The following is a 26,556-nucleotide window of genomic DNA, read 5'->3' as shown; positions in this document are numbered from 1 at the left end:
GCGCTCTTCTGGACACCTCGGACCACTGCGGCGGATACTCCATTCATGAGCTCTCCCCCGGTTCGCGCCTCGGACGGGGACCGCGAGCGTGCACTCAGCGAGCTCCGCGACCGGGCCGCTGAAGGACGCCTGTCCATGGAGACCTTCGTCGGCCGGGTGGACCTGGCGCTTCGTGCTCGCAGCCGCGGCGAGCTGGACGAGCTGGTCGCCGACCTCCCGCACCGCGGGCGCTGGCGCAGAAGGATCACCGACGCCGTCGCCTCCGTGTCGGAGCTGAGCAGCCGGATCGAGTCCGCCTGGCGGCGTCCCCGGCTGCCCCGGCTCGCCCTGCCCGCCGACGGCCGGGCCCGCTACCTGGTCGGCCGCGGTTCCTCCTGCGACCTCGTCCTCGCCGACCTGACCGTCTCGCGGGTGCACGCCGAACTGCGGCGGGAGCACGATTCCTGGCTGCTCGTCGACCTCGGCTCGATGAACGGCACCCGGCTGAACGGCTGGCGCCTGGTCGGCCCCGCGTCCGTGCGGGCCGGCGACGAGGTGGCCTTCGGCGACAGCGTGTTCCTGGTCTCGATGCCGGCCTGATCGCTATACGTAAATTCCCGTATTGCCGCCCCGGCACCGCTCACCGACGATCGCGGAAAGCCACCCACCCGGGAGCGGACTGTGCGGTTGTCACGACGTATCACGATCATGCTGGCCGGTGCCGTCCTGGCCACCGGGATCGCCGGCTCAGGCGTCCCCGCCGGGGCGCGCGACCCGGCCCCCGGCATAGCGGACCTGACCCGCGACCTCGACCAGATCCTCGCCGACTCCCGGCTGGCTCCCGCGCGGGCGGGCGTCGCCGTGCGCGTCGCGGCCACCGGCGAGGACCTCTACTCCCTCGACGCGGACAAGCTGTTCGCCCCCGCCTCCAACACCAAGCTGCTCACCTCTGCCGCCGCCCTCGACACGCTCGGCACGGACTTCCGGTTCACGACCGACGTGCTCGCCGCGTCAAAGGTGGGCCGCACTGTCGTCGGGGACCTCACGCTGCGGGGCACGGGCGACCCCACCATGCTCGCCGCCGACTACGACGCGCTCGCCGCCAGGGTCGCGGCGGCCGGCGTCAAGGTCGTCACGGGACGGCTGGTCGCCGACGACACCTGGTTCGACGACGTACGGCTCGGCACCGACTGGGCCTGGGACGACGAGCCGTACTACTACGCCGGGCAGATCTCCGCGCTGACCGCGGCGCCCGACACAGACTACGACGCGGGCTCGGTGATCGTCTCGGTCGCGCCCGGAGGCGGCCCGGGCAAGGCCGCCAAGGTGTCCACCACACCGGCGACCGACTACGTGAAGATCGTGAACAGGGCCGTCACCGGTGACGAGACGGACGTGCTCGTCGAGCGGCAGCACGGCACCAACACCGTCGTGGTCAGCGGCACGGTCTCCGAGCCGTACGACGAGTGGGTCGCGGTGTGGGACCCCACGCTCTACGCGGCCGCCCTCTTCCGGGACGGGCTGGCCCGGCACGGCGTGAAGGTGATCGGGCCGACCGTACGCGGGACCGCCCCGGCGAAGGCGACCGCGGTCGCCTCACGGCAGTCGATGACCCTCGGCGACCTGCTCGTGCCGTTCCTGAAGCTGAGCAACAACATGCACGCGGAGATCCTCACCAAGACGATGGGACGCAAGGTCTCCGGCGCGGGGACGTGGGCGGCCGGACTCGCCGTCACGGCCGCGTTCGCGCAGGCGAACGGCGTGAAGACGCTGCGGCTGCGGGACGGCTCCGGCCTGTCCAGGATGGACGCCCTGACGCCCGCCGGAATCACGGCCCTGCTCGCGGCGGCGCGCGGCAAGCCCTGGTTCCCCACCTGGTACGCCGCCCTTCCGATCGCGGGAGAGCCGGACCGGATGGTCGGCGGGACGCTGCGCAGCAGAATGGGCGGCACGGCGGCGGCCGGGAACGTGCACGCCAAGACCGGCTCGCTGACCGGCGTGACCGCGCTGTCGGGCTACGTGACCAGCGCGGACGGCGAGCCGCTGGTCTTCTCGGTAGTCAGCAACGGCTACCTCTCCGGCGCGCCGAGGGACCTGGAGGACCGGATCGCCGTCAGGCTGGCCCAATTCAGCAGGGATGCCGCGGTGGACGAGACGGCGGCCGCGCGCAGCGTGACTTCCGGATCGTCGCCGCAGGAGGCCGCTCCGTCGTCCCCGCTGTCGCCCGCCGGTGACCTCGAATGCTCCTGGCTCAAGCCCGCCCAGTGCTGATCCCTCTGGGCTGATACCTCTGGCTCTGGTGCCGCACCGGCGACGACGGATTCCGTGAAACGCGACGCGGCGCCGCCCCCCACCTCATCGGCGGGGTGCGGCGCCGCGGTGACGCGAGCGTTCGCGAGCGTCAGGCCTGCTCGCCCTTGAGCCAGCTCATCATCGGGCGGAGCTTGCCGCCGGTCTGCTCGATCGAGTGGCCCGCCAGCTCCTCGCGGTAGCGCTTGAAGTTGGTCTGGCCGGAGTCGAACTCCTCGACCAGCTCGCGGGCGAAACGGCCGTCCTGGATCTCGTCCAGGATGCGGCGCATCTCCTTCTTGGTCTCCTCGTTGACCACGCGCGGGCCGCGGGTGTAGCCGCCGTACTCCGCGGTGTCGGACACCGACCAGTACATCTTGGAGATGCCGCCCTCGTACATCAGGTCCACGATCAGCTTCATCTCGTGGAGGCACTCGAAGTAGGCGACCTCCGGCTGGTAGCCGGCCTCGATCAGCGTCTCGAACCCGGCCTTGATCAGCTCGGAGACTCCGCCGCACAGCACGGCCTGCTCGCCGAACAGGTCGGTCTCGGTCTCCTCGGTGAAGGTCGTCTTCAGCGCGCCGGCGCGGGTGCCGCCGATGCCCTTGGCGTACGACAGCACGAGCGGCCAGGCGTTGCCGGTGGCGTCACGCTCGACGGCGACCAGGCAGGGCACGCCGCGACCGGCCGAGTACTGGCGGCGGACCAGGTGACCCGGGCCCTTCGGCGCCACCATGGCCACGTCGACGCCCGCTGGGGCCTCGATGAGGCCGTAGCGGATGTTGAGGCCGTGACCGAAGAACAGCGCGTCGCCCTCGACGAGGTTCGGCGCGACGTGCTCGGCGTACAGGTGCCGCTGGACGTGGTCCGGCGCGAGGATCATCGTGAGGTCGGCCTCTTCGACGGCCTCCCCCGGCGACAGCACGCGCAGTCCGTCGGCCTCGGCCTTCTCCCGGCTCTTGGAGCCCTCGGGCAGGCCGACCCGGACGTCCACGCCCGAGTCGCGCAGGCTCAGCGCGTGGGCGTGGCCCTGGCTGCCGTAACCCAGCACCGCGACGTGGCGGCCCTGGATGATCGACAGGTCGGCGTCGTCGTCGTAGAAGATCTCAGTCACTTGCTTGCCTTTCACGGGTTGTCCGTCGCGACGTGCCTGCCATAGGACTATGCGCTGCGGTCGAGGGCGCGAAGCGAGCGGTCGGTGATGGAACGGGCGCCGCGGCCGATGGCCACCATGCCCGACTGCACGAGCTCCTTGATGCCGTACGGCTCAAGGACCCGGACGAACGCCTCCAGCTTGTCGGTCGTCCCGGTGACCTCGATCGTGACCGCGTCCGGGGCCACGTCCACGCAACGCGCCCGGAAGAGGTTCACGAGTTCGAGAACGTGCGACCGGCTCTCGGAGTCGGTCCGCACCTTGATCAACATCAGCTCGCGCTGCACCGACTGGCTGTTGTCGAGCTCGACGATCTTGATGACGTTGACCAGCTTGTTGAGCTGCTTGGTGACCTGCTCCAGCGGGAGGTCCTCCACGTTCACGACGATGGTCATCCGCGAGATGTCGTCGTGCTCGGTGGGTCCGACGGCCAGCGAGTCGATGTTGAACCCGCGACGGCTGAACAGGGCGGCGACCCGGGCCAGCACGCCCGGCTTGTTCTCCACCAGGACGGACAGCGTGTGGCGGCTCATGCCATCTCCTCGCACTGCTGGTCGTTGTCGCGTCGGGCCGGGGCGGGGCTCATTCTCCACCCTCCCAGTTCGGCGCCATGTCGCGGGCGTACTTGATGTCGTCGTTGCTGGTGCCTGCGGCGACCATCGGCCAGACCATCGCGTCCTGGTGCACGACGAAGTCGACCACCACCGGCACGTCGTTGATCTCCATGGCCTTACGGATCGTCTCGTCCACATCCTCCGGACGCTCACACCGCAGACCGACACAACCGTAGGCCTCGGCCAGCTTCACGAAGTCGGGAATCCGCTTCACCCGCTGCAGATCGGTGTTGGAATACCGCTCGTCGTAGAACAGGGTCTGCCACTGGCGCACCATACCGAGGTTGCCGTTGTTGATGACCGCCACCTTGATCGGCACACCCTCGATCGCGCAGGTCGCCAGCTCCTGATTGGTCATCTGGAAACAACCGTCGCCGTCGATCGCCCACACGACCTTGTCCGGACAGCCCATCTTCGCGCCCATCGCGGCCGGCACGGAAAAGCCCATCGTGCCCGCCCCACCGGAGTTGATGAACGTCCCCGGATTCTCATACCTGACGAACTGCGCGGCCCACATCTGATGCTGGCCCACACCCGCGGTGTAGATCGCCTCCGGCCCCACCAGCGCGCTCAGCCGCTCGATGACGTACTGCGGAGCCAGCGACCCGTCGGCGAACTCCTCATACCCCAGCGGGTAGGTCTCCTTGTAACCGTTGAGGATCTTCCACCAGTCGGCGTAGTCCCCCTTGCGGCCGTCGGCCTGCTCGGACCGCACCGCCGTGATCAGATCCCCGATCACCTCACGGCAGTCCCCCACGATCGGCACGTCCGCATGCCGGTTCTTGGAGATCTCCGCCGGGTCGATGTCGGCGTGGATCACCTTGGCGTTCGGTGCGAAACTCGACAACCGCCCGGTGACCCGGTCGTCGAAGCGGGTGCCCAGCGCGATCAACAGGTCCGAACGCTGCAGCGCGCCCACCGCCGAGACACTGCCGTGCATCCCGGGCATTCCCATGTGCTGGGGATGGCTGTCCGGGAAGGTGCCCCGCGCCATCAGCGTGGTGACCACCGGAATGCCGGTCAGCTCCGCCAGCTCCAGCAGTTCGGCCGAGGCCCGGGCCTTGTGCACGCCGCCGCCGACATAGAACACCGGCCGCTTCGCCTCGGTCATCAGCCGGGCCGCCTCGCGGATCTGCTTGGAATGCGGCCGGGTCACCGGACGGTAGCCGGGCAGCTGCATCACCGGCGGCCAGGAGAACGTGGTCGTGGCCTCCAGCGCGTCCTTGGAGATGTCCACCAGCACCGGCCCCGGCCGGCCGGTCGAGGCGACGTGGAACGCCTCGGCGATGGTCCGCGGGATGTCCTCGGCCTTGGTGACCAGGAAGTTGTGCTTGGTGATCGGCATCGTGATGCCGGAGATGTCGGCTTCCTGGAAGGCGTCGGTCCCGATCAGCGGTGAAGCCACCTGACCGGTGATCGCCACGATCGGCACCGAGTCCATGTAGGCGTCGGCGATCGGGGTGACCAGGTTGGTCGCTCCCGGGCCGCTGGTGGCCATGCACACCCCGACCCTGCCGGTCGCCTGCGCATACCCCTCGGCCGCGTGGCCGGCGCCCTGCTCGTGCCGTACAAGCACGTGCCGGACCTTGGTCGAGTCGTAGAGGGGGTCGTAGGCGGGGAGAATGGCCCCGCCCGGGATCCCGAACACCGTGTCGACCCCGACCTGCTCCAGCGCCCGCACGAGGGCCTGGGCACCTGTCATTTTCTCGGTCATCGGCTCGTTCCTTGTGGCTGAGCTTGCTACTGGCTGGGCTGCTTGGCGTGACTCCTGGCATAAAAAATGCCCCATCCGCTGAGCGGAGCTGGGGCGCGCGCAGGACCTAGTGCTTCGTCAGGCTGCGCGCCTGCGAAGTACTACGAGAATCCCACCGCTATGCATGGCACAACGATGTCCGATGGAGCGCCTCCACGTCAAATCATCTGGGACGCCCGTCTCGCCATCCAAGACACCCACAACGGACTCCCAGGTTATGCCACCGGCGCCCCTCCAGCGTCCCGGAGAGCGACTACGCGGTGTTCTGGAGGGTGGTGGTGGGCATGAGGGAGTCGACGCCGCGTGCGGTCATGGGGCGGGCCACCAGATAGCCCTGGCCGCGCGTGCAGCCCATCTTGCGCAGCAGGTCGAGTTGCTCGGGACGCTCGATGCCCTCGGCGACGACGATCAGGCCGAGATCGTTGCCGAGTTGCACGATCGTCTTCGTCAGCAGGGTCAGCGTGTCGTCGCGGCCGAGCCCGGAGACGAACGACGGGTCGATTTTGATCATGTCGACCGGCAGCTGGCGCAGGAACGCGAGCGACGCGTAGCCGGTGCCGAAGTCGTCGATGGCCAGCCGTACGCCGAGGGTCCTCAGCTCCGACAGCCTGCTGATCATCTCTCCGGCGTCCTCGACCAGCATCTCCTCGATGACCTCGAGGGTCAGCGCGCTGGCGGGCAGCCCGCTCTCGCTCAGCGCCTCCGCCACGGTCTCCACGAAGCGCGGGGCCATGATCTGCCGCGCGGACAGGTTCAGCGCCAGCCCGATGTCCCAGGACGACGCGCGCCAGGCCGCCACCTCACGGCACGCCTCGCGCAGGATCCACTCGCTGAGCGGCACGATGATCCCGGTGTCCTCGGCGGGCCCGAGGAACTGCTCCGGCGGCACGAACGTGCTGCCCCGCCACCAGCGCACCAGCGCCTCGACGGCGGTCACCCGCGACGTGGCCAGGTCGACCACGGGCTGGTACTCGATCGCGAACTGGTTCTCCAGCAGCGCCCGCTGCAGATCGGAGGCGATCTCCAGGCGGCGCAGGACGTCGGCGTGCATATGGGTGGCGAAGACCTCCACCCGGCGCCCGCCGAGCTCCTTGGCCCGCGACATCGCCACGTCGGCGTTGCGCAGCAGGTCACCGGGAGGCAGGTCCTCCTCGGCGAACGCCACGCCGACGCTTGCCGTCAGCGCGATGTCCCGGTCCGCGACCCGGAACGGCTCGTTCGAGACCGCGCGGACGAGCCGCTCGGCCAGGTCGATGGCGGTCTGCGCGTCGGCGCCGCCGGACGCGCCGCCCTCCAGCAGCACCGCGAACTCGTCCCCGCCCCACCGGGCGAGCGTGTCGTCGGCACGTACGGCCGAGCGCAGGCGGCGGGCGGCCTGGCCGAGCAGGTGGTCGCCGCTGGCGTGGCCGACGGAGTCGTTGACGGAGGTGAAGCCGTCGAGGTCCAGGAAGATCACCGCGGTCCCGCCGGCGCCGCGGCGGGTGAGCACGTCCCGGGCGCGTTCCTCGAAGTAGGCCCGGTTGGGCAGCCCGGTGACCCCGTCGTGGAAGGTCAGGTGGGTGACCTGGTTGCGCAGGGCCACCTGGTCGCTGAGGTCGCGGATCGTGACCAGGACGAGGTCGTCGTCGCGTACGTGCCGGGCGGCGACCGACTCGGTGGGACGCCAGGTGCCGTCGGAGGCGCGGAACCGGCAGGAGATGCGGGTGCCGCCCACCTGCTCGGTCCCGTCGTCCTCGTCCGTCATGCGGTCGAGCAGGGCCTGTACGGCCGGCAGGTCCTCGGGGTGGATGTAGTCGAAGATCGGCCGGAAGGCGAGGTCCTCGGGGCGGTAGCCGTACGTCGCCTCGAGGCCGGGGCCCACCTCCTGGACGACCCCGCCGGGGTCGCACACGAGCACGACGTCGCCGGTGTTCTCAGCGAGCCTGCGCAACTGCTGCTCGCCGACGTCGACGAGGCGGCGCATGCCCGCGGTCTCGACCAGGAGCACGAACAACCGGCCGAGCAGGACGAGGACGACCGAGGCGGCCACGACTACCAGGGCGGCGTCGCGACTGCCCCCGATCGCGTACAGGGCGGCGACCAGCGTGGCGGCGGCGACCAGCACGAGCGGGGTGGCGGCCGTCAGCGCGGCGTGCAGCGGCCTGGCCGGCCGGTCCTCCTGCACCCACGGTGCGACGGCGAGGACGAGCAGCATGGCCGGGACGACGAGCCCCGCCGCGAGCGGCGGGGTGTCGCCGTCGAGACGGGCGAGCGCCGTGGCCATCTCGGCCACCGTTATCGCGGCGAGCACCCCCACGCCGGTGAGCCCTGCCACCCGGTTGCCCGACCGGGACGCCGCCACGGCCGGGGTCACCGCGCAGGTCGCGAGCAGGCAGACCACGGGCAGCGCGAGCGCGACGAAGAACGCTCCGGTGTCCTCCGCCTTCCTGAACGCCGGACCGAGCACGGCGACCCAGGCCACGGCGAAGACCGACGCCGCGCCCAGGTAGGCGTCGGCGGCCTGGCGTATCACCCCGCGCGTGAACGCGGGTGGTTTCACCGACAGGCCGCAGCCGATCGCGAGCAGCACCGATCCGACGAGCATGAGCAGGTCGGCGAACGTGAGCACGAACGGCGTGCCGTCGGCCACGGGACGTACGCCGACGCCGAGGAGCCAGGTCAGCGACCCGGCGGCCATCCACCGCCAGGCGCCGGGCTGGCGCCGGTGTGCGGGGACGACGCGGGAGGCCGCCATGATCAGCGAGACGGCCGCGAAGAGGCCGGTGACGACCCCCGCGATCGCGGTCACGACCGGCGCGGAGCCTCCGGTGACCAGGGCCACGACGACCGCCACCGCGCCGAGCCCGGCAGCGGTGGTGAGTGGGACCCGGGGGTCACGCCTGACGTTCACGCGCGTCGCCTCTGCACCTGTCGCCGCTTCACCGCCGGCCGTCGTGTCCTCCGTGGTTTCGGCGGAGGCCGGAGTCGCATAAGCGTCGCCGGGTCCGGTGGGGTGTGTCGTCACTGCCCCTCCCGTTCTCGACTCGGCTTTACTCTCCCTGTCACATGGCCAGTGTGCGCACAGCCGCTGATCGAGAGGGGGACAACGAGCGAGTCGTCACCGATCTGATAACCAGCCGCGCACGCTGAGCTTCACCGTACGCACCCCAGGTCACGAGGCAGCCACGTTCCGGAATCCTTAATGGAGCGGTCAGTAATGCCCGGTGATCATGTTATCGAGTGGACGGCCCGTCAGATGACGGATGACCTGTTCCCGCACCAGCCTCCGCGTGCGCCGTACGGACGCGGGCGTGCTGCCGGCGATGTGCGGGGTGATGAAGACCCCCGGCGCGGTCCAGAGCGGGTGATCGGACGGCAGCGGTTCGACGGGGACGACGTCGAGCGCCGCCCGCAGCCTGCCCGCCCGCAACTCGGCCAGCAGCGCGTCGGCGTCCACGACCGACCCGCGCGCGGCGTTCACCAGCACCGCGCCGTCCTTCATCCGGGCGAGGAACCGGGCGTCCACCAGACCGGCCGTCCCGGCCGTGGCGGGCACCAGCAGCACGACCACGTCCGCGGCGGGCAGCAGCGCCGGCAGCTCGTCCTGGCCGTGAACGTTGTCCCTGGCCGTGCGCGCCACCCGGACGATCTCCACCTCGAACCCGGCCAGACGCCGTTCGAGCGCCTCGCCGATCGAGCCGTATCCGACGATCAGCACGGTGGAGTCGGCGAGGACGCCGGTGTGGTGGTAGGTCCACTCGCGTCTGGCCTGGGCGGCCGCGAAGCCGGGGAACTCCCGCAGCATCGCGATCATCGCGCCCACCGCCCACTCGGCCGTGCCCGCGTCGTGGACGCCCCGCGCGTTGCACAGGACCGCCTTCGGCGGCACATGAGGCAGGTACGGCTCGACCCCCGCCGTCACGGTCTGCAGCAGGCGGAGGCTGGTCATGCGGCCCAGAAGGCCGGGGATGTCCGGCACCGGGACCAGCGGAGGCACCCAGATCTCCACCTCCTCGGGCGGGCCGGGCGGCGGCGTCCTCCCGTCGTACACGGCACAGTCGAGGGCAGGGAGCCCTTCGGGGAGCTCCGCGAGGGCGTCGGCGATGTCCTGTGATGCGACCCAGATCTTCACGAGGAACAACCTAGGGAACCATCGCGCCCGCCAGCGAGTATGGGGTACATGAGGAGGTCATCGGGGATGGCGAACAGGCACGGTGTGGGCGCGGCGCTCCTGGGGGCGGCCCTCCTGTCGGCGACTGTGGCGTGCGCGCCGGGCGAGGAGGGCGGGAGCGGCAGGACTCCCCCGCCGCTGACCGCCGCGAGCGACGTCACCGGCGCCGCTCCAGGTGCCACTCCGGGTGCCACTGCGGACGCGACTCCGGGCGCCGCCACGGGCGCGACTCCGGGCGGCGGTGAGACCACGCCGGCCCGGCCGCGCACACTGGTCACCGGTCTGGCGGTGCCCTGGGCGATCGCGTTCCTGCCCGGCGGCGACGCGCTGGTGACCGAGCGCGAGTCGGCGCGGCTGCTGCGCGTCACGCCGCGCGGCGAGGTCCACGAGGCCGGCGTGATCGAGGGGGTGTCCGCGAGCGGCGAGGGCGGCCTGCTGGGCGTGGCCGTATCGCCCCGCTACGCCGGTGACCACTTCGTCTTCGTGTACTACACCGCGGAGAACGACAACCGGATCGTCCGCTACCGGTACGACGGGCGGCTCTCCGACCGCCGGGTGATCGTCACCGGCATCCCGAAGGGGGCCATCCACAACGGGGGCCGCCTCGCCTTCGGCCCCGACGGCTACCTGTACGCCTCGACCGGGGAGACCGGCGAGCGCGGCATGGCCCAGGACAGGAACTCGCTCGGCGGCAAGATCCTGCGCATGACGACGGACGGCCGGCCCGCCCCGGGCAACCCCTTCGGCACCCTCGTGTGGACCTACGGGCACCGCAACGTGCAGGGCCTGGCCTGGGACGACCGGGGACACATGTACGCCACTGAGTTCGGCCAGAACACCTACGACGAGATCAACCTCATCGAGAAGGGCCACAACTACGGCTGGCCGGAGGTCGAGGGGGTGGGCGGCCGGCCCGGATACACCGACCCGCTGCTCACCTGGTCGACCGCCGAGGCGTCACCGTCCGGCCTCGCGTACGCCCGGGGGGCGCTGTGGGCCGCGGCGCTGCGCGGCGAGCGCCTGTGGCGCGTGCCGGTGGACGCCTCGGGCCGCGTCGGCCGTCCCGCCGCGCTGTACACGGGCGAGTACGGCAGGCTGCGCGCGGTGGCCGCCGCGCCCGACGGAACGCTGTGGGTGAGCACCAGCAACCGGGACGGGCGCGGCTCCCCCAGGGACGGCGACGACCGGATCCTGGTGGTGCGGCCCTCCTCCTGATCAGCGCCTCCTCCTGATCAGCGCCTCTTCCCGATCAGCGCCTCTTCCCGATCAGTGGCAGACGACCTCGGCCTGGGCGCGGTAGGAGGTGCGGAAGGTCTGCCGGGAGACCACCTCATCGCCCTGCCGCAGCACCCGCGTCACCGTGGCCGTGAAGCCGGGCTCTCCCCGCGTCGCCACACAGCCCGATCCGTGACCGGTCACCGCGGGCAGCGCGACCCGCTGCCCGACGACCGGCCCCTGCAGGTCCACGTCGTACCGCTTGGTGCTCCACAGGGTCACGGTCAGCGAGGTGCCGGTGGCGGACGCCCGGACGAGCACGCCGTACGGCGAGTCGTTCTTCCAGCGCAGGTCCGGGTCGGGGAAGGACACCGCGGCCTCGGTGCCGACCGGCAGGTGGGAGGCGTGGACCTCGGGCGGGGTGTGCTCGACGACCCGAAGCCCGGCGCGGATCACGGCGTTCATCAGGGCGGTCGCGACCTGGGTCATCCCCGCCGCCTCCGTGCCGGCCCTGCCGTGGATCGCGGTGGGGCCGACGCCGTCGAAGCCCGCGACCACGGTGCGCGGGCCGACGACCTCGTTGAACGAGAACGTCTCCCCCGGTTCCACCAGGCGGCCGTCGAGGAGCGCGGCGGCCGCGCGGATGTTGCCCGCGCTCTGGGGGCAGCAGGCGTAGGAGGTGGTGAAACGGCCGGCCTCCTCCTGGATCCCCATCCGCTGCGCCGCGTCGTCGGTGATCCGCGGCGGCCCGTTCACGACCGATACGGCCACGGTGCGGCCACCTCCGTCGAGGGCGGTCAGCACGTCCGCGGCGAGCCGGTCGGTGTCCACCCGGTCGCCCGGCCTGCCGGGCACCAGGACCGGCCGGCCGTCCTTGATCGTGAAGGTGGCGTCGCGGGCCGCCCGCGCGGAGCCGACCAGCGTGGGCTCGACACCGGCGACCGCCGCCTCGGCGTCGAAGCGCGGCCGCAGGGCCGCTCCGTCGGGCACGAACGTCAGGTGCCGCGCCAGTGTGACCGGCGACAGGCTGACGGAGGCGGTCCCGTTGATCAGCGTGAGCGGCGCGGCCACCGCCCGTGTCGCCCAATGCAGGGCGCGCCGCACCTCCGCACGGGTGATGTGCGGCAGATCCCGCGTCGTGGGCACCACGACGACGGCCTCGGGGTCGAGGTACCCCCTGACGATCTGGTCGGCCGTCGCTCTCCTGTCGATGACGCGGCCCACCCGCGGATACATCGGGACCGGGGTGACTCCGTCGAACGAGACGTCGCCCTCCCGCCCCGGCCTCTCCAGTGGCGCGGCGATGTCCCTGGCGACCGCCTCGTCGAGTTTGCTGCGGTCCACCGACACGACGGGCCTCACCTCGCGGCTGCCGGTCAGCGCGCTCCACACCTCCGGCGGGCTGGGGAAGCCCGCCGGCGCGGCGCGCACCGTGGCCTCGGCGTCGAGTGTGAGACCGGCCTGCTGCGGGTCAAGGGTCAGCCGCCGCGTGCCCTGCCGTACGATCATCGGCGTCCTGGTCTGGGCATACAGCCGTTCGCGCAACGCGGCGACGGCCTCGGGCTCGCTCTTCCCGCCGATGTCCACGCCGAGCACCATCGTGCCGGGCAGGACCTTCCCCGCCATGGAGACGGCCGGCACGAGATAGAGCGTCAGGAGCAGCACCGCCAGGCCGATCAGCCCACGGCGGAGCGTACGACTCTGGGGAACGGGGTCCAGCAGTTCGAGGTCCGGCGGCGGGACGACGGCGTGTTCCTCACGCGCCGGGCGCTCCGGAACCCGCCACGGCTCGACCGGCGGAGCCGGCGGCGGGAGGTTTCCGTTGCCGGACGGCTTGGCGGCCGGGACGGCGGGAGCGGGCGGCTGGGCGAAGATGTCGGCCGACACCCCTCGGGGGAGAGCCGAGACCCCGCGGGGCAGCGAGGTGACGCGGCGCACCGGATGTTTGCGCGGAGTCGCGGACGCCGTCCCGGACGGATCCGTGGGCGGGTCGACGGACGCTCCGGCGTTGCGCACGCCTCGGTCACCTCCGGCTCAAGGTCAACTCCGATCAGTTAACCCTAAAACACCCTCCGCTGGATATGTCCTGACGCAACACCTTCTGCGCTTTCCTCGGGAGCCATCCGGCTTTTCCATACGCAACAGGGCATTCACCCCGACGGCACGCAGCCCGGACATACCGGCTCGGGACAGGGCGGGCCGGCCCGGATCAGACCGGGTTTCCGGTTCACAAACCGGCCGGCACAGGCCGACGGCCGGCCACGCGGAACCGTGGCCGGCCGTTCTCACGCCCTGCTGCGGGCGGGCCCCTGACGGCGCCTCACCGGGTCCTCCCAGCAAGGCGGCGTTCGCCAGGCACTCTCTTCTAGCCCTGGACGCCGAGCTTCTCCAGGATCAGCTCACGGGCCCGGCCCGCGTCCGCCTTGCCCCGGCTGGCCTTCATCACGCCGCCGACCAGCGCGCCCACGGCCGCGATCTTCCCACCGCGCACCTTCTCCGCGGCGTCGGCGTTGTCCGCCAGCACCTGGTCGATGATCGCCGACAGCTCGCCCTCGTCGCTGACCACCTGGAGACCACGCTTCTCCACGACCTCGTCCGGGCCGCCCTCGCCGGCGAGCACGCCCTCCAGCACCTGGCGGGCCAGCTTGTCGTTCAGCGCGCCGGAGGCGACCAGCTCGGTCACCCGGGCGACCTGCGCCGGGGTGATGGGCAGGTCGGCGAGCGCCGTGGCCGACTCGTTGGCCCGCCTGGCCAGCTCGCCCATCCACCACTTGCGCGCGTCGGCGGCGGGAGCGCCCGCGGCCACCGTCGCCTCGACCAGGTCGATCGCGTCGGCGTTGTGCATGGCGGCCATGTCCAGGTCGGACACGCCCCACTCCTGCTGGAGCCGCTTGCGCCGCGCCGAAGGAAGCTCGGGCAGCGCTGCCTTCAGCGACTCGACCCAGGCCGGGTCGGGCGCGATCGGCAGCAGGTCGGGCTCGGGGAAGTAGCGGTAGTCCTGCGCCTCCTCCTTCGACCGGCCGGAGGTCGTCTGCCCGGTGTCCTCGTGGAAGTGGCGGGTCTCCTGCACGATCCGCCCGCCCTCGGCGAGGATGGCGGCCTGGCGCTCGATCTCGCCCCGCACCGCCCGCTCGACGCTGCGCAGCGAGTTGACGTTCTTGGTCTCCGTACGGGTGCCCCACTCGGCCGAGCCGCGCGGCATCAGCGAGACGTTCACGTCGCAGCGCAGCGAGCCCTGCTCCATCCGCACGTCCGACACGCCGAGCGAGCGCATCACCTCGCGCAGTTCGGTGACGTACGCGCGGGCGACCTCCGGGGCGAGCCGGTCGGTGCCCGCGATCGGCTTGGTCACGATCTCGACGAGCGGGATGCCGGCCCGGTTGTAGTCGACGATCGAGTAGTCGGCGCCGTGGATCCGCCCGGTCGCGCCCCCGACGTGGGTCGACTTGCCGGTGTCCTCCTCCAAGTGCACCCGCTCGATCTCCACGCGGACGATCTTCCCGTCCACCTCGACGTCCAGGTAGCCGTCCGTGCACAGCGGCTCGTCGTATTGGCTGATCTGGTAGTTCTTCGGCATGTCCGGATAGAAGTAGTTCTTCCGGGCCATCCTGCACCACTTCGCGATGGTGCAGTTCAAGGCGAGGCCGATCCGAATCGTCGACTCGATCGCCTTCTCGTTGGACACAGGCAGCGAGCCCGGCAGCGCCAGGCACACCGGGCAGACCTGCGTGTTCGGCGGCGCGCCGAAGGCCGTCGGGCAGCCGCAGAACATCTTCGAGGCGGTGCCCAGCTCGACGTGCGTCTCCAGCCCCAGCACCGGCTCGAAGCGCTCCAGCGCCTCGTCGTACGGCATGAGCGTCGCGGTATCAGCCATGCTGGTAACCCAGTCCTTCCAATGCTTCGATCATGTCATTCCACCATTGCTGGAAGGCGGGCACCTTCCGCAGTTCAGCGATGCCGGCGTTCTCCGCCACCGACACATAGAAGTTCTGGAGCACGCCGCTCCCGTTCGGGTTGAGACCGGCCCCACCGAGTAGCACGTCGATAACGGCCTTCGGATTGCGGCAGGACTCTACATCCGGCCCGGTCACGACCGTCCGGCCGAGCTTGCGCACGTTGAGCACCCTCACGAGGGCCGCCTCGTCGGCGAGCACCCAGGCCTCCGTCTCCCTCATCGGGACGACGGCCACCAGCGGTTCCTCGAAGTCGCTCGCCTTCCAAGTCTGCCGCATGCGTTCCAGCACAGGACCCGACTTGGCCGGAGGAGCGCCGTCGTGGTGATAAAGGACCACGTCGAACGTTCCCCGTTCCCCTTCCAGGGCCCTGAGCACGGGCTCGGGACTCTGGTTGCCCGCCTTCGGCAGGCTGCGCACCTCCTGCACCTCACGGCAGGCCGGGAAGGACTCGATCACAAGGTCCTCCAGGGCCCGGCGCAGCAGGATCGGCAGGAACCAGTCGTCCGACGGCCCTTCTCTGATTAGGACGCAGCTCAGGCTCCGCATCAGACCGGTTCCTCCACTCCAGCCCGGAACCTGTCGAGTTCGGAATCCGTGACGCGCGACCACCGCTCGCCGTCCACCCGCACCGGCCCGGCGTCCTCCCGCAGCCGCCGTACCCGGCTCACTCGGCTGGCGATCCCGCCCTCTAAGACGGTGGTCATGTCGAGGAACGCAATGTTCTCGCGGGGCACCGCGTCGAGCACCACCGGAGAGTGGCTCGTAAAGATCACCTGGCGGTGAGGGGCGTCCCCCGCACCTGAGGCGGTGGCTTCCGTGCCCTCCTTGACGAGTCCGATCGCCAGACGCAGGAGCTGCCGCAGCCTCTCCGGGAAAACACCGTTTTCCGGCTCCTCGACGGCAACCGTCCCCCGATCATGCAGAGCGGCCAGAATGGCCAGCATGCGGAGCGTGCCGTCGGAGGCGAACTCCGCGTCCAGCCCCTTCTCATAAGGAGAGGAGAACTCCAACCGGACATCCCGTCGCCGCTCGTCCTCGACGATCTGGAAATCGCTGATCTCTCTGACCAGTCCGACGAGATGCATCTTGATCTCGCCGAGGACACCCAGCGGGAGGTTGTCCGAGGCCGTCTCCCGCGCCAGTGAGCGTAGGTAATTGGGCAGGTCCCTGCCAGTCGGGTCCAGGTGGGAAGGACCGCCCAACTCGCTCGCCCGGCGCAGGCTTCCCGCCTCCAGGTGCAGGAACCGCATCCTCGCGAATTCGTTCCACAGGTGGCGCAGGACGAGCCGGTCGTTCGCCGCCACCGGACCGGCGTTCTTGTGGAACAGCACGAGCTCCAGCAGACCCGGCTCCTTCTTGAGAAAGCGGGTCTGCAGTTCAGGCGCGACCTCCAGGGCGATCTCGTCCCCGTGTGGCCCTCGGAGCCGCTGCGTGAGGGCGACGATTCCCTCGAGGGCGCCCTCCGGTTCCGCCCAAGCGAGATCCACCTCGTAGCGCCATCGAACTGGCACGTCCTTGGGTAGTTCGGCGAGAAGGAACTCCAGGGCGAAGGTCATCCGATCGGCCCGCGTGCCGTCTCCGCGCCTGCGAAACAGGCCACGAGGATCGCCACGTACTTCGGCCACTGCCGCGTCCACGCCGCGGGTGGCGACCACCGAGATGAAGTTCAACGCGTCGAGGAGGTTCGACTTGCCGCTGGCGTTGGTGCCGATGAGCACGAGGAACGGAGGCAGATCCAGCGCGAAGTTCTCGAACGACTTGAAGCCGTCGATCTCGATGCGGGTGATCATGCCGCCGTTCCCCTCCTCTCGGCGACTAGAGCGCGGGCGCGCGGGACAGCAGCGGGCCGCCCCACCGGCTCTCGAAGGCCTTCTCCACGGCGGCGCCGACCCGGTAGCAGCGGTCGTCGGCCAGGACCGGGGCCATGACCTGCAGTCCGACCGGCAGGCCGTCCTCATCGGCCAGGCCGCACGGCACCGAGATCGCCGCGTTGCCGGCGAGGTTGGTCGGGATCGTGCACAGGTCGGCGAGGTACATCGCCATCGGGTCGTCGGCCCGCTCCCCGATCGGGAACGCCGTGGTCGGCGTGGTCGGCGAGACCAGCACGTCCACCTGCTGGAAGGCCGCCTCGAAGTCACGCATGATCAGCGTGCGGACCTTCTGGGCCTGCCCATAGTAGGCGTCGTAGTAGCCCGAGGACAGGGCGTACGTGCCGAGCATGATGCGCCGCTTGACCTCGGGGCCGAAACCGGCCGCCCGGGTCAGGGCCATGACCTCCTCGGCGCTGCGGGTGCCGTCGTCGCCGACGCGCAGGCCGTATCGCATGGCGTCGAAACGGGCCAGGTTGGACGAGCACTCCGACGGCGCGATCAGGTAGTACGCGGGCAGCGCGTAGGTGAAGGTCGGGCAGGAGACCTCGACGACCTTGGCCCCGAGCGACTCCAGCAGTTCGACGGCCTCGTTGAACCGGGCGAGCACGCCGGGCTGGTAGCCCTCCCCGGCGAACTCCTTGACCACGCCGACCCGCATGCCCGCCACGTCGGCGTGCCGTGCGGCCTCGACGACCGGCGGGACCGGCGCGTCGATCGAGGTGGAGTCGAGCGCGTCGTGGCCGGAGAACGCCTCGTGCAGCAGCGCCGCGTCGAGCACGTTGCGGGCGAACGGCCCGGGCGTGTCGAGCGAGGACGCGAACGCGATCAGCCCGTAGCGGGACGAGCCGCCGTACGTCGGCTTCATGCCGACGATGCCGGTCACCGCGGCGGGCTGGCGGATCGAGCCGCCGGTGTCGGTGCCGGTGGACAGCGGCGCCTCGTAGGCGGACACCGCGGCGGACGAACCACCAGAGGAACCGCCGGGAATCCGGGACAGGTCCCAGGGATTGTGCGTCGGGCCGTACGCCGAGTTCTCCGTGGACGACCCCATGGCGAACTCGTCCAGGTTGGTCTTGCCAAGGATCACCAGGCCGGCCTCGCGCAGGCGCCGGGTCACGGTCGCGTCGTACGGCGGGTGCCAGCCTTCGAGGATCTTCGAGCCGGCGGTCGTCGGCATGCCGGTCGTGGTGAACACGTCCTTGTGCGCGATCGGCACCCCGGCGAGCGGGCCGAGCTTCTCGCCGGCGGCGATGCGCTCGTCTACCGCGCGGGCCTGTGCCAGCGCGGACTCCGCGTCCACATGCAGGAAGGCGTTGACCCGGCCGTCGACCTCGGCGATCCGGTCGATATGGGCCTGGGCGACCTCGACGGCGGTGACCTCTCGGGAGGCGACCAGCGCGCCGAGCTCGGCGGCGGTCTTGCGAATCAAGCTCATTCTTCCTCCCCGAGGATCCGCGGCACGCGGAAGCGGTCGTCCTCCACCGCGGGCGCGCCGGACAGGGCGCCCTCCGGCGTGAGGCCGGGCCGTACGTCGTCGGGCCGGAACACGTTGGTCAGCGGAAGCGCGTGCGAGGACGGCGGGATGTCGTCGGCCGCCACCTCCGCGACGCGGGCGACGGCGCCGACGATCTGGTCGAGCTGGGCGGCGAAGTGGTCGAGCTCGTCGTCGGCCAGTGCCAGCCGGGACAGCCGGGCGAGGTGAGCGACCTCATCGCGGGTTATGGCGGACATGAGTCGTCGAACCCGTTTCATGATGGAGATTGGACCTACCCATCCTAGGGCTCGTCGCCGAGCGCGGCCGACCCGACGACGCCGCGTCACATGGTCTTAATGCGACGCCTGCGTCGTGGACGGCGCGAGACGGGCGCCGCCGCTCTCCCGGTCCCGGAAGGCGGCGCTGAGCCGGCCGCGCAACCACGTGGTCGCCTCGCTCGCGGGCATGGGCTTGGCCAGCCACCACCCCTGGCCCGCGTGGCAGCCCATCTCCCGCAACAGCGTCGCGATCTCCGGCGACTCGACCCCCTCGGCGACCGACCTCAGCCCGAGGGACCGTACGAGGTCGATGATCGAGCGGACGATCCGCTCGTCGTCCGGCGACTCCCCGAGCCGCCGTACGAACGAAGCGTCGATCTTGACCTCGGAGACCGGGAGCCGCTGGAGCCGGACCAGGGAGGAGTAGCCGGTGCCGAAGTCGTCCAGGGCCAGTTGGATGCCGAGACCGGCCAGGGTGCGGATCGTGTCGGCGCTGTAGGCCTGGTCGGTCATGAGGATGCGCTCGGTGACCTCCAGCCGGATCGCCTCGGGAGGCAGGTCCAGCTTCTCCAGCCCGGACTCCAGCTGCTCGGGCAGGCCCGAATCCAGCAGGTCGCGGGCCGACACGTTGACCGAGACCGGCACGTCGACGCCCGCGTGCCACCACCGGGCCGCCTGCCGCAGCGCGTGGCCGATGACGTGCTGGGTGAGCTCGCGCATCAGGTATGACTGCTCGGCCAGCGGGATGAACTCGGCGGGCGAGATCGGCCCGCGCACCGGGTGCCACCAGCGCAGCAGCGCCTCGATGCTCTCGACCCTGCCGTCCTCCAGGCTCACCTTGGGCTGATAGTGCAGCTCCAGCTCGTCGGCGTCGATCGCCCGGCGCAGGTCGCCGAGCAGGCTCAGCCGTTCCGGCGAGTTGCGGTCCTTGCCCGACAGGTAGAACTCGACGCCGGTGCGGCCCTCCTTGGCCAGGTACATCGCCACGTCGGAACGCTGCATGAGCAGCTCGAAGTCCGGCGCGTGGTCGGGGTAGAGCGCGATGCCGATCGACGCGTCGAGGTCGAAGGTCATGCCCTCCAGGCGTACCGGCTCGGTCAGCGCGACCCGCAGCCGCGAGGCGACCTCCTTGGCCGCCTGGGCGTCCCTGATCGACGGCAACAGCACCGCGAACTCGTCCCCGCCGAGGCGGGCGACCACGTCCCCGGGCCGCACGCTGTGGGTGAGCCGGTGGGCCACGATCTGCAGCAGCCGGTCGCCGACCGGGTGGCCGAGCGTGTCGTTGACCTCCTTGAAGCGGTCGAGGTCGAGCAGCAGCAGCCCCACCCGCTCGTGCTCGCGCGCCTCGGCCAGGGCCTCCTCGGTGCGCAGGATGAGCATCTTGCGGTTGGGCAGGCCGGTGAGCCCGTCGTGGGTCGCCTGGTGGTCGCGGCGCAGCGAGAGCGTCGCGGTGAAGTAGACCGCGGTCAGCGGCGCGACGAACAGGGGGACCAGGGCCGTGGAGTGCGCCATCACGACCACGACCAGCGGCGCGAGCCCGAGCAGCGCCCCGTAGACGAGGGCCTGCGGGCCGATCGACGCCTTCATCACCCGGGCCAGCGGCCGGCGCTCGTGCAGCGCCACCGCCTGGCAGACCAGGATCGCGCGGACCGCGAAGTACGCCGCCGCGGCCAGCGCGATGGCGGGGATGTCCCCGCCATCGGGCGTCCACGGCACGCGGGGCGCCGGATGAGCGCCGAACGCGGCGAAGGCCGCCGCGGCCGCCGTACAGGCCAGGGTCACCTGGGCGAGGTTGAACAGCACCCGGTGCCAGGCCCTGCGGTGCACCAGCCCGCTGACCACCACGGCGACCGCCTGCATCAGCACCGCCGTCGGCAGGCCCTGGTACATCAGCACGGCGAAGGTGAACATCGTGGAGGTCGGTGTGCCCCCGACCAGCGTCGAGGAGCTGAACATGACCGGGCGCAGCTCGCCCAGCACCACCAGGACGGTCAGCATCCAGAACAGCGGGGTGCGGGCCACCTCGCTCAGCTCGCCGAAGCCGAGCCGTACCTGCGTGATCACCAGCGCGGTGACGCCGACGGCGGAGACCGCCGTGAGGTAGGCCCACAAGGGCGAGCCGGGGCGTGGTCCGGTGTCCCGGGTGTCGACGGGCGTGGACGATTCGCCCAGGTCGACCGCGGGCAGAAGGACGCGTGGCACCCCGGCGAGCGGCATAAGACCGCGTGAAAGCGTCATCGGTAAGAAACCCCCCAAGAGGTCACTATGGGAGGGTACGGCCTCTGGGCCACTTCGCGAAACCGCTTGGGCACACTCCGTCACCATGATTTCTGGAGATATCACGGTCTGACCGGACATGCGGTGAAAGTTTCAGGTGCTCCACAGGTCCGATCCCCCGCCCGCCTGCGCCTATTAGGTTGGTCGTCCAGACAAACACTGACCGACCCTTCTTGGACCCGCCGTCGGCTCCCTACCATCCGAGATACCTGTGGGAGCGCTCCCACATTACCGGACGGAGTATTTCCATGTCTCGCAGATTGACGGCGGCTGTGCTCGCAGCGGTCGCCACGGCCGCGGTGGGAGCGTCCGTGCTCACCTCCTCCGCCGCACAGGCCGCCGACTCCGCCTTCTACGTGGATCCGACGACCAACGCGGCCAAATGGGTGGCCGCCAACCCCGGCGACAGCAAAACCTCGGTGATCAGGGACCGCATCGCCGCCGTCCCGCAGGGCCGGTGGTTCGCCAGCTACAACCCCTCGACCGTGCGCGGCCAGGTCGACGCGTACGTGGGCGCCGCCGCGTCGGCCGGCAAGATCCCGATCGTCGTCGTGTACGAGATGCCGAACCGCGACTGCGGCGGCGCGAGCGCGGGCGGAGCCCCCGACCACGCGTCGTACCGCTCCTGGATCGACCAGGTCGCCGCGGGTCTCGGCGGGCGGCCGGCCTACATCGTCCTGGAGCCCGACGCTCTGTCGATCATGCCGAACTGCATGAACGCCTCCCAGCAGGCCGAGGTCCAGGCCTCCATGGCGTACGCCGGGAAGAAGTTCAAGGCCACCTCCCCGAACGTCAAGGTCTTCTTCGACGCGGGTCACGACGCCTGGGTGAGCGCCTCCGACATGGCCAACCGGCTGCGCGGCGCCGACGTCGCCAACAGCGCGGACGGCATCTCGCTCAACGTCTCCAACTACCGGTACTCCTCCGGCCTGGTCTCGTACGCCAAGAGCGTCATCTCCGCCACCGGCGTGTCCGGGCTGAAGGCCGTGATCGACACGAGCCGCAACGGCAACGGCCCGGCGGGCAGCGAGTGGTGCGACCCGGCCGGCCGGGCCACCGGCACCTGGAGCACCACCAACACCGGCGACTCGGCGATCGCGGCATACCTGTGGGTGAAGCCTCCGGGCGAGTCCGACGGCTGCATCGGCCCCGCGGGTCAGTTCGTGGCGCAGCGGGCCTACGACCTGGCGATGGCCGCCCCGCCGCCCACGGACAGCCCCTCGCCGTCTCCGTCGGCGTCCCGGTCCCCGTCGCCCTCGCCGTCTCCGTCACCGTCTCCGTCCCCCTCGGCTTCGCCGTCTCCGTCTCCGTCCCCCTCGGCCTCGCCGTCGGCCTCGCCTTCGCCGTCCCCGACCTTCACCGGCGACCGCGGCTGCACGGCGGTCTACAAGGTCGTCAGCTCGTGGCAGGGCGGCTTCCAGGGTGAGATCACCGTGACCAGCGCGGGCGCCTCGGCGATCAACAACTGGACGGTCAAGTGGACGATGCCCGGCGGGCAGTCCATCAGCCAGTCGTGGAACGCCAACCTCACCGGCACCAGTGGCAGCATCACGGCCACGAACCTGAGCTGGAACGGCAGCCTCGCCCCCGGCGCGAACACCACGTTCGGCTTCCTCGGCAGCTCCAGCGGGACCGCCAGCACCCCCTCTCCCCTGGTCTGCACCACCTCCTGACCCCCGCGTAGTTCAGGCGTGCCGTACGGCTGGGAAGCCGTACGGCACGCCTTTCGGATCAGGAGGGCGAGGCCGGCGGGATCTCCATGAGACCGAGACCGGCCAGGCCGATGAGGCGCGTCCCGGCGTTGGGATTTCCGGCCGGCATGCCTTCGCTCCCAGGCCCCTTCGCCGGTCGCCTCCCGCTAACGATGCCCCCGCAATGTAGGATCGCATCTACGTTAGATTGATTCTACGTATGAGCGAGGCGACTAGTGGAGTTCAAGGGAAGAGCCGCAGATCTTGAACTGCTGGACCAGCAACTGCGGCAGGTGGCGGAGGGGCGGGGCGGCACTCGCGGGCGCGCTGTGATCATGACTGGCCGACGTCGCGTGGGGAAATCGCGACTGGTTCAGGAGTTCTGCGACCGTGCCGGCGTGCCGTACGTGGTCTTCCAGGCCTCCAGGGGCCGTAATCCCGTGGCCGAGCGCGCCGACTTCATCGGCATGCTCGCGCAGTCCGCACTGCCGGGCGCCGAGTTGATCGCCGGGGTGCAGGCCGGAGACTGGAACCAGGCACTGCGCGCCCTGGCCGTGGCTGTGCCCGACCAGACGCCGAGCATCGCGGTCATCGACGAGGTGCCGTGGCTGGTGGAACAGGATCGCGAGTTCGAAGGGGCGTTGCAGACGGTCTGGGATCGGCACCTGTCCGCCAAGCCGGTGCTGCTCATCCTGGTCGGCAGTGACCTGTCGGTTATGGAGGCGCTGCAGTCCTATGGCCGACCCTTCTTCGGTCGCGCCGCGAAGATGACCGTCCAGCCACTCCACCCCGCGGATGTGGCCGTCATGACCGGACAGGACGCCGCCGACGCCATCGACGCCTTTCTGATCACTGGTGGTTTTCCCGAGGTGGTCCAGGCCTGGCAGCCAGGCATGAGCCGCGTCGACTACCTCCGGGAGTCGTTGGCCAATCCGCTGTCCGCCCTGCTGATGGCCGGCGAGCTGTCGTTGCTCGGGGAGTTTCCTGAGACCTCCCACTCGCGTGCGGTCCTGTCGGCGGTGGGGAGCGGGGAGCGCACGTTCTCCGCCATCGCCACCGAGGCGGGTGGCGCCGCTCCCCTAGCCTCCGGCACGCTTTCCCCGCTGCTGTCCACCCTCATCGGCAAGCGGGTACTGGCCGCCGACACCCCGCTGTCGGCCAAGCCGGACACGAAGAACAAGCGCTATCGGATCGCCGATCCGTATCTGCGATTCTGGCTGGCCTTCCTCGACCGTGGCATTCCGCTGGTCGAGCGCGGCCGGGGCGAACGTGTCCTCGCCGCCATCGAACGCTCCTGGACCTCCTGGCGTGGCCGCGCCGTCGAGCCCGTCGTCCGTGAGGGACTGCTGCGGCTGTTGCCCGACGACCGATGGCCCGAGACCGAGGCCATCGGCGGATGGTGGAACCGTCAGAACAATCCCGAGATCGACCTCGTCGGGGCGGACCGTGAGCCGGTCGCGCGGCGCGTCCACTTCCTCGGCTCGATCAAATGGCTGGAGAACGGGTCCTTCGGCCGGCATGAGTACGAAAGCCTGGTGCGGGACATGCTCGCCGTCCCCGGTGCCGACCCCACGACTCCGCTGGTGGCCGTTTCACGCTCCGGTGTCGATGACGGCCTGCCGCTCGCCGCGCATTGGGGTCCCGAAGACCTGTTGGCCGCCTGGCAGTCGTAGACGACCTGGCCGGCCCCGCGGTGAGAACCCCCGCCATCGAGATCACGACGGCCGCCGGCGTCAACCCCCTGCCCGCGAGGGTGGCCGGCGCGGCCTCGCCGTCATGCGTGACAGCCCACGGATGACAGCGCGACAGGGCTTCAGGCGAAGCGGCGGCCCTCGTCCCGGCGATATGCCCACGCGGCCAGAGCGCCGGAGAGCAGGATCCAGACCCCAAGCATGATCATTGACATGACATTCATCGTGAAGTCGCCCACCGCACGCCACATCAGCTCCACTGCGCCCCGAGTCGGCAGGAAGGGGGCGATGACTTCGACGAAACCGGGCGCGTGTCCGGGCGCCGTCAGCAGTCCGCCGCCAAAGGCCAGGGGGAAGAAGATGATCTGAGCCGTCGCCAGAGCCGCCTTGCTGGGCAGGGCGTAGCCGATGGCCAGCCCCATCAGGGTGAACGGCAGGGCCACCACGACGAGGGTGCCGATGGCGGCCACCAACTGGAACGCCGTGATCGTCGCCTCGGTGGCGATCGCGGCGACCGCGACGACCGGGATCAGCGACATCAGCATGAACGCCACGCTGTTGAGGATGCGGCCGGCGAACTTCGGACCCGGCCCCACGGGCAGGGTGCGGGTGAAGGGATCCCACGGCTGGGCTCTCTCCTCGGCGACCCCGACGCCATAGCTGAAGAGGCAGTTCATCATGACTGAGAAGGTCACCATCGACGCCGTCGCGTACGTGGACGCGACCGGGTCGTCCCCGGCGAAGGGTACGACGAAGAAGACCATCGCGGCCGTCGGGAAGAAGACGGCGCTGAGAACGGCGATCGGCACGCGGATGGTCTCAACGAACTGATATCTGGCATGGACCAGGGCGAGCTGCATGGCAGACCTGCTCTCGTAGGGGGATATGGAGAGGCCGTTCGGCCTTCGGACGGTCGCCGGGCCGGAGCGAGGACCACGATCGTCGTGGGGCGTCAGTCCTATGCCGCGGCCACGCGGGCGGTGATGGACAAGAAGGCCTCTTCAAGCGAGGTCGCCCGAATCTCCAGATCCTGGAAGGCGACGCCGCTCATCACCAGATCGCGTACGAACTGGTCGGCGTCCGTGGTGAGCAGGTGGGTGCGGTCGCCCTCGCGTTCCACGCTCATCACTCCGGGCAGCGGCGGCACCTCGGCGATGCACAGGCTCACCCGCCGGACTCCGGTCAGGGAGCGGACCGCCTCCACGGTGTCGTCGCTGAGGACCCTGCCGCCGCTCAGGACGACGACCCGCTCGGCCAGGGCCTCGATCTCCTCCAGGTAGTGGCTGGTCAGGACGACCGTCCCGCCTTCGTCATGGAAGGTACGGATGCCCTGCCAGAGCGCGCGCCGCGCCTCGACGTCCAGTCCGGTGGTGGGCTCGTCGAGGAAGACCAGGCGGGGACGGCCGACGAAGGCCAGCGCGACGGCGAGCCTTCGCTTCTCCCCGCCGGACAGTCCTCCCGTCTGGCGATGCGCCAGCGTCGTGAGGCCGAACCGGTCGAGCAACTCGTCGCGGTCGGCAGGGTCGGCGAAATGGGCGGCCACGAAGTCGACGCACTCGCGGATCCTGAGGGTGGGCGGCAGTCCGGTCTCCTGGGGGGTCACGCCGATGTGGCGGCGGGCCTGCGGCTCGCGCGGGTCGCGTCCGAAGACCTCCACCTTGCCGGAGGTAGGGCGGCGGAGCCCGACCAGGAGGTTGATCAGCGTGCTCTTTCCGGCACCGTTGGGCCCCAGCAGGCCGACGATCTCGCCGGCCCGCACCTGCAGGGAAACCTCGTCGAGGGCATAGGCATCGCCATACCGCCGGCTGACCCGGTCGGCCGTGGCCACGACATCGTTCATGCGGGAATCCCGACCTTTCGCTATTCCTGAGGACCGGCGTTGCCCGCGTCGAGAAGCCGTCGCAACGCGGTGACGTACTGCTCGAAGGCGAGGCGGCCGCGCGTGGTCAACCGGACGAAGGTCACCGGCGTGCGGCCCTGAAAGGACTTGGTGATCTCCACATACTCGGCCTCGTCGAGCTTGCGCAGGTGGACGGAGAGATTTCCGGCGGACATGCCAAGCAGGTCCTTCAGCCAGGGAAACGTGACGCGATCGCCCTCGGCCAACGTGGACAGGGCCGTGACCACCCGCAGCCGCGCCTGCGCGTGAATCACCGGATCCAACT

General features: G+C 70.5%; 20 protein-coding genes. 5 read left to right on the top strand and 15 right to left on the bottom strand.

The genetic code is table 11. The features are described from left to right. Positions 1–45 precede the first annotated feature (45 nt). Entirely contained in the window at positions 46–579 is a 534-nt protein-coding gene (locus tag ACQEVJ_RS06910) for an FHA domain-containing protein (RefSeq protein ID WP_433098314.1), read from the top strand. A gap of 81 nt (positions 580–660) precedes the next feature. Continuing rightward, entirely contained in the window at positions 661–2,250 is a 1,590-nt protein-coding gene (gene dacB / locus ACQEVJ_RS06905) for a D-alanyl-D-alanine carboxypeptidase/D-alanyl-D-alanine endopeptidase (RefSeq protein WP_433098312.1), read from the top strand. A 130-nt stretch (positions 2,251–2,380) separates the two neighbouring features. Here dacB and ilvC read toward each other — a convergent pair whose 3' ends face one another. The 5 genes from ilvC to ACQEVJ_RS06880 all read right to left on the bottom strand — a co-directional run bounded on the left by ilvC (position 2,381) and on the right by ACQEVJ_RS06880 (position 9,899). Continuing rightward, entirely contained in the window at positions 2,381–3,373 is a 993-nt protein-coding gene (gene ilvC, locus ACQEVJ_RS06900; protein ID WP_357043142.1) for a ketol-acid reductoisomerase, read from the bottom strand. Between the two features lie 56 nt (positions 3,374–3,429). After that, on the bottom strand, positions 3,430–3,954 hold the full coding sequence (gene ilvN, locus ACQEVJ_RS06895) for an acetolactate synthase small subunit (protein WP_030506098.1): 525 nt from the start codon (positions 3,952–3,954) through the stop codon (positions 3,430–3,432). A 49-nt stretch (positions 3,955–4,003) separates the two neighbouring features. Then, a complete protein-coding gene (locus ACQEVJ_RS06890) occupies positions 4,004–5,824 on the bottom strand; it encodes an acetolactate synthase large subunit (RefSeq protein ID WP_433098310.1) in 1,821 nt (606 codons plus the stop codon). Between the two features lie 217 nt (positions 5,825–6,041). Next, positions 6,042–8,678 carry a putative bifunctional diguanylate cyclase/phosphodiesterase gene (locus ACQEVJ_RS06885; protein ID WP_433098308.1) on the bottom strand — a complete coding sequence of 879 codons (2,637 nt, stop codon included), beginning with the start codon at positions 8,676–8,678 and terminating at the stop codon, positions 6,042–6,044. 300 nt (positions 8,679–8,978) lie between these two features. Beyond that, the gene (locus ACQEVJ_RS06880) at positions 8,979–9,899 is read right to left on the bottom strand and encodes a 2-hydroxyacid dehydrogenase (RefSeq protein WP_433098306.1); all 921 of its coding nucleotides are present in this window, start codon (positions 9,897–9,899) and stop codon (positions 8,979–8,981) included. Between the two features lie 66 nt (positions 9,900–9,965). Between ACQEVJ_RS06880 and ACQEVJ_RS06875 the strand changes: the two genes are divergently transcribed. Further along, the gene (locus tag ACQEVJ_RS06875) at positions 9,966–11,153 is read left to right on the top strand and encodes a PQQ-dependent sugar dehydrogenase (protein WP_433098304.1); all 1,188 of its coding nucleotides are present in this window, start codon (positions 9,966–9,968) and stop codon (positions 11,151–11,153) included. Positions 11,154–11,204: 51 nt separating this feature from the next. Here the strand turns inward: ACQEVJ_RS06875 and ACQEVJ_RS06870 are convergent, their stop codons facing one another. From ACQEVJ_RS06870 to ACQEVJ_RS06840, 7 genes are all read right to left on the bottom strand, one after another. After that, complete coding sequence (locus tag ACQEVJ_RS06870; protein WP_433098302.1) at positions 11,205–13,169, bottom strand: VanW family protein; 1,965 nt, start codon at positions 13,167–13,169, stop codon at positions 11,205–11,207. 349 nt (positions 13,170–13,518) lie between these two features. Beyond that, on the bottom strand, positions 13,519–15,027 hold the full coding sequence (gene gatB, locus ACQEVJ_RS06865) for an Asp-tRNA(Asn)/Glu-tRNA(Gln) amidotransferase subunit GatB (protein ID WP_433098300.1): 1,509 nt from the start codon (positions 15,025–15,027) through the stop codon (positions 13,519–13,521). Continuing rightward, the gene (locus ACQEVJ_RS06860) at positions 15,020–15,655 is read right to left on the bottom strand and encodes a DUF4276 family protein (RefSeq protein ID WP_433098298.1); all 636 of its coding nucleotides are present in this window, start codon (positions 15,653–15,655) and stop codon (positions 15,020–15,022) included. Before ACQEVJ_RS06860 ends, gatB begins: the two co-directional genes overlap by 8 nt. Beyond that, on the bottom strand, positions 15,655–16,899 hold the full coding sequence (locus tag ACQEVJ_RS06855; RefSeq protein WP_433098296.1) for an AAA family ATPase: 1,245 nt from the start codon (positions 16,897–16,899) through the stop codon (positions 15,655–15,657). Before ACQEVJ_RS06855 ends, ACQEVJ_RS06860 begins: the two co-directional genes overlap by 1 nt. Positions 16,900–16,924: 25 nt before the next feature. After that, entirely contained in the window at positions 16,925–18,415 is a 1,491-nt protein-coding gene (gene gatA / locus ACQEVJ_RS06850; RefSeq protein ID WP_433098294.1) for an Asp-tRNA(Asn)/Glu-tRNA(Gln) amidotransferase subunit GatA, read from the bottom strand. Continuing rightward, positions 18,412–18,711, bottom strand: a complete 300-nt coding sequence (gene gatC / locus ACQEVJ_RS06845; protein WP_030506108.1) for an Asp-tRNA(Asn)/Glu-tRNA(Gln) amidotransferase subunit GatC — start codon at positions 18,709–18,711, stop codon at positions 18,412–18,414. Before gatC ends, gatA begins: the two co-directional genes overlap by 4 nt. A gap of 96 nt (positions 18,712–18,807) precedes the next feature. Continuing rightward, complete coding sequence (locus ACQEVJ_RS06840) at positions 18,808–20,949, bottom strand: putative bifunctional diguanylate cyclase/phosphodiesterase (protein ID WP_433112602.1); 2,142 nt, start codon at positions 20,947–20,949, stop codon at positions 18,808–18,810. A gap of 308 nt (positions 20,950–21,257) precedes the next feature. On the opposite strand from ACQEVJ_RS06840, the gene ACQEVJ_RS06835 reads away from it, so the two are divergent. Both ACQEVJ_RS06835 and ACQEVJ_RS06830 read left to right on the top strand, forming a co-directional pair. Next, complete coding sequence (locus ACQEVJ_RS06835) at positions 21,258–22,682, top strand: glycoside hydrolase family 6 protein (protein WP_433098292.1); 1,425 nt, start codon at positions 21,258–21,260, stop codon at positions 22,680–22,682. A gap of 254 nt (positions 22,683–22,936) precedes the next feature. Beyond that, a complete protein-coding gene (locus ACQEVJ_RS06830) occupies positions 22,937–24,373 on the top strand; it encodes an ATP-binding protein (protein WP_433098290.1) in 1,437 nt (478 codons plus the stop codon). Positions 24,374–24,513: 140 nt separating this feature from the next. Here ACQEVJ_RS06830 and ACQEVJ_RS06825 read toward each other — a convergent pair whose 3' ends face one another. From ACQEVJ_RS06825 to ACQEVJ_RS06815, 3 genes are all read right to left on the bottom strand, one after another. Then, complete coding sequence (locus ACQEVJ_RS06825; RefSeq protein WP_433098288.1) at positions 24,514–25,251, bottom strand: ABC transporter permease; 738 nt, start codon at positions 25,249–25,251, stop codon at positions 24,514–24,516. A 98-nt stretch (positions 25,252–25,349) separates the two neighbouring features. Beyond that, complete coding sequence (locus ACQEVJ_RS06820) at positions 25,350–26,231, bottom strand: ABC transporter ATP-binding protein (protein WP_433098286.1); 882 nt, start codon at positions 26,229–26,231, stop codon at positions 25,350–25,352. 20 nt (positions 26,232–26,251) lie between these two features. Further along, complete coding sequence (locus ACQEVJ_RS06815) at positions 26,252–26,545, bottom strand: winged helix-turn-helix domain-containing protein (protein ID WP_433098284.1); 294 nt, start codon at positions 26,543–26,545, stop codon at positions 26,252–26,254. Positions 26,546–26,556: the final 11 nt, after the last annotated feature.

Source organism: Microbispora sp. CA-102843 (assembly GCF_050936215.1).
Taxonomy (GTDB): domain Bacteria; phylum Actinomycetota; class Actinomycetes; order Streptosporangiales; family Streptosporangiaceae; genus Microbispora.
This window is presented reverse-complemented; position numbering and strand designations above follow the sequence as displayed.

Coding starts and splice junctions, on each gene's coding strand:
- ACQEVJ_RS06910 (WP_433098314.1), top strand. CDS start 46: ATGAGCTCTCCCCCGGTTCGCGCCTCGGACGGGGACCGCGAGCGTGCA.
- ilvN (WP_030506098.1), bottom strand. CDS start 3,954: ATGAGCCGCCACACGCTGTCCGTCCTGGTGGAGAACAAGCCGGGCGTG.
- ACQEVJ_RS06890 (WP_433098310.1), bottom strand. CDS start 5,824: ATGGGGCATTTTTTATGCCAGGAGTCACGCCAAGCAGCCCAGCCAGTA.
- ACQEVJ_RS06875 (WP_433098304.1), top strand. CDS start 9,966: ATGGCGAACAGGCACGGTGTGGGCGCGGCGCTCCTGGGGGCGGCCCTC.
- gatB (WP_433098300.1), bottom strand. CDS start 15,027: ATGGCTGATACCGCGACGCTCATGCCGTACGACGAGGCGCTGGAGCGC.
- ACQEVJ_RS06860 (WP_433098298.1), bottom strand. CDS start 15,655: ATGCGGAGCCTGAGCTGCGTCCTAATCAGAGAAGGGCCGTCGGACGAC.
- ACQEVJ_RS06855 (WP_433098296.1), bottom strand. CDS start 16,899: ATGATCACCCGCATCGAGATCGACGGCTTCAAGTCGTTCGAGAACTTC.
- gatA (WP_433098294.1), bottom strand. CDS start 18,415: ATGAGCTTGATTCGCAAGACCGCCGCCGAGCTCGGCGCGCTGGTCGCC.
- gatC (WP_030506108.1), bottom strand. CDS start 18,711: ATGTCCGCCATAACCCGCGATGAGGTCGCTCACCTCGCCCGGCTGTCC.
- ACQEVJ_RS06840 (WP_433112602.1), bottom strand. CDS start 20,949: ATGCCGCTCGCCGGGGTGCCACGCGTCCTTCTGCCCGCGGTCGACCTG.
- ACQEVJ_RS06835 (WP_433098292.1), top strand. CDS start 21,258: ATGTCTCGCAGATTGACGGCGGCTGTGCTCGCAGCGGTCGCCACGGCC.
- ACQEVJ_RS06825 (WP_433098288.1), bottom strand. CDS start 25,251: ATGCAGCTCGCCCTGGTCCATGCCAGATATCAGTTCGTTGAGACCATC.
- ACQEVJ_RS06820 (WP_433098286.1), bottom strand. CDS start 26,231: ATGAACGATGTCGTGGCCACGGCCGACCGGGTCAGCCGGCGGTATGGC.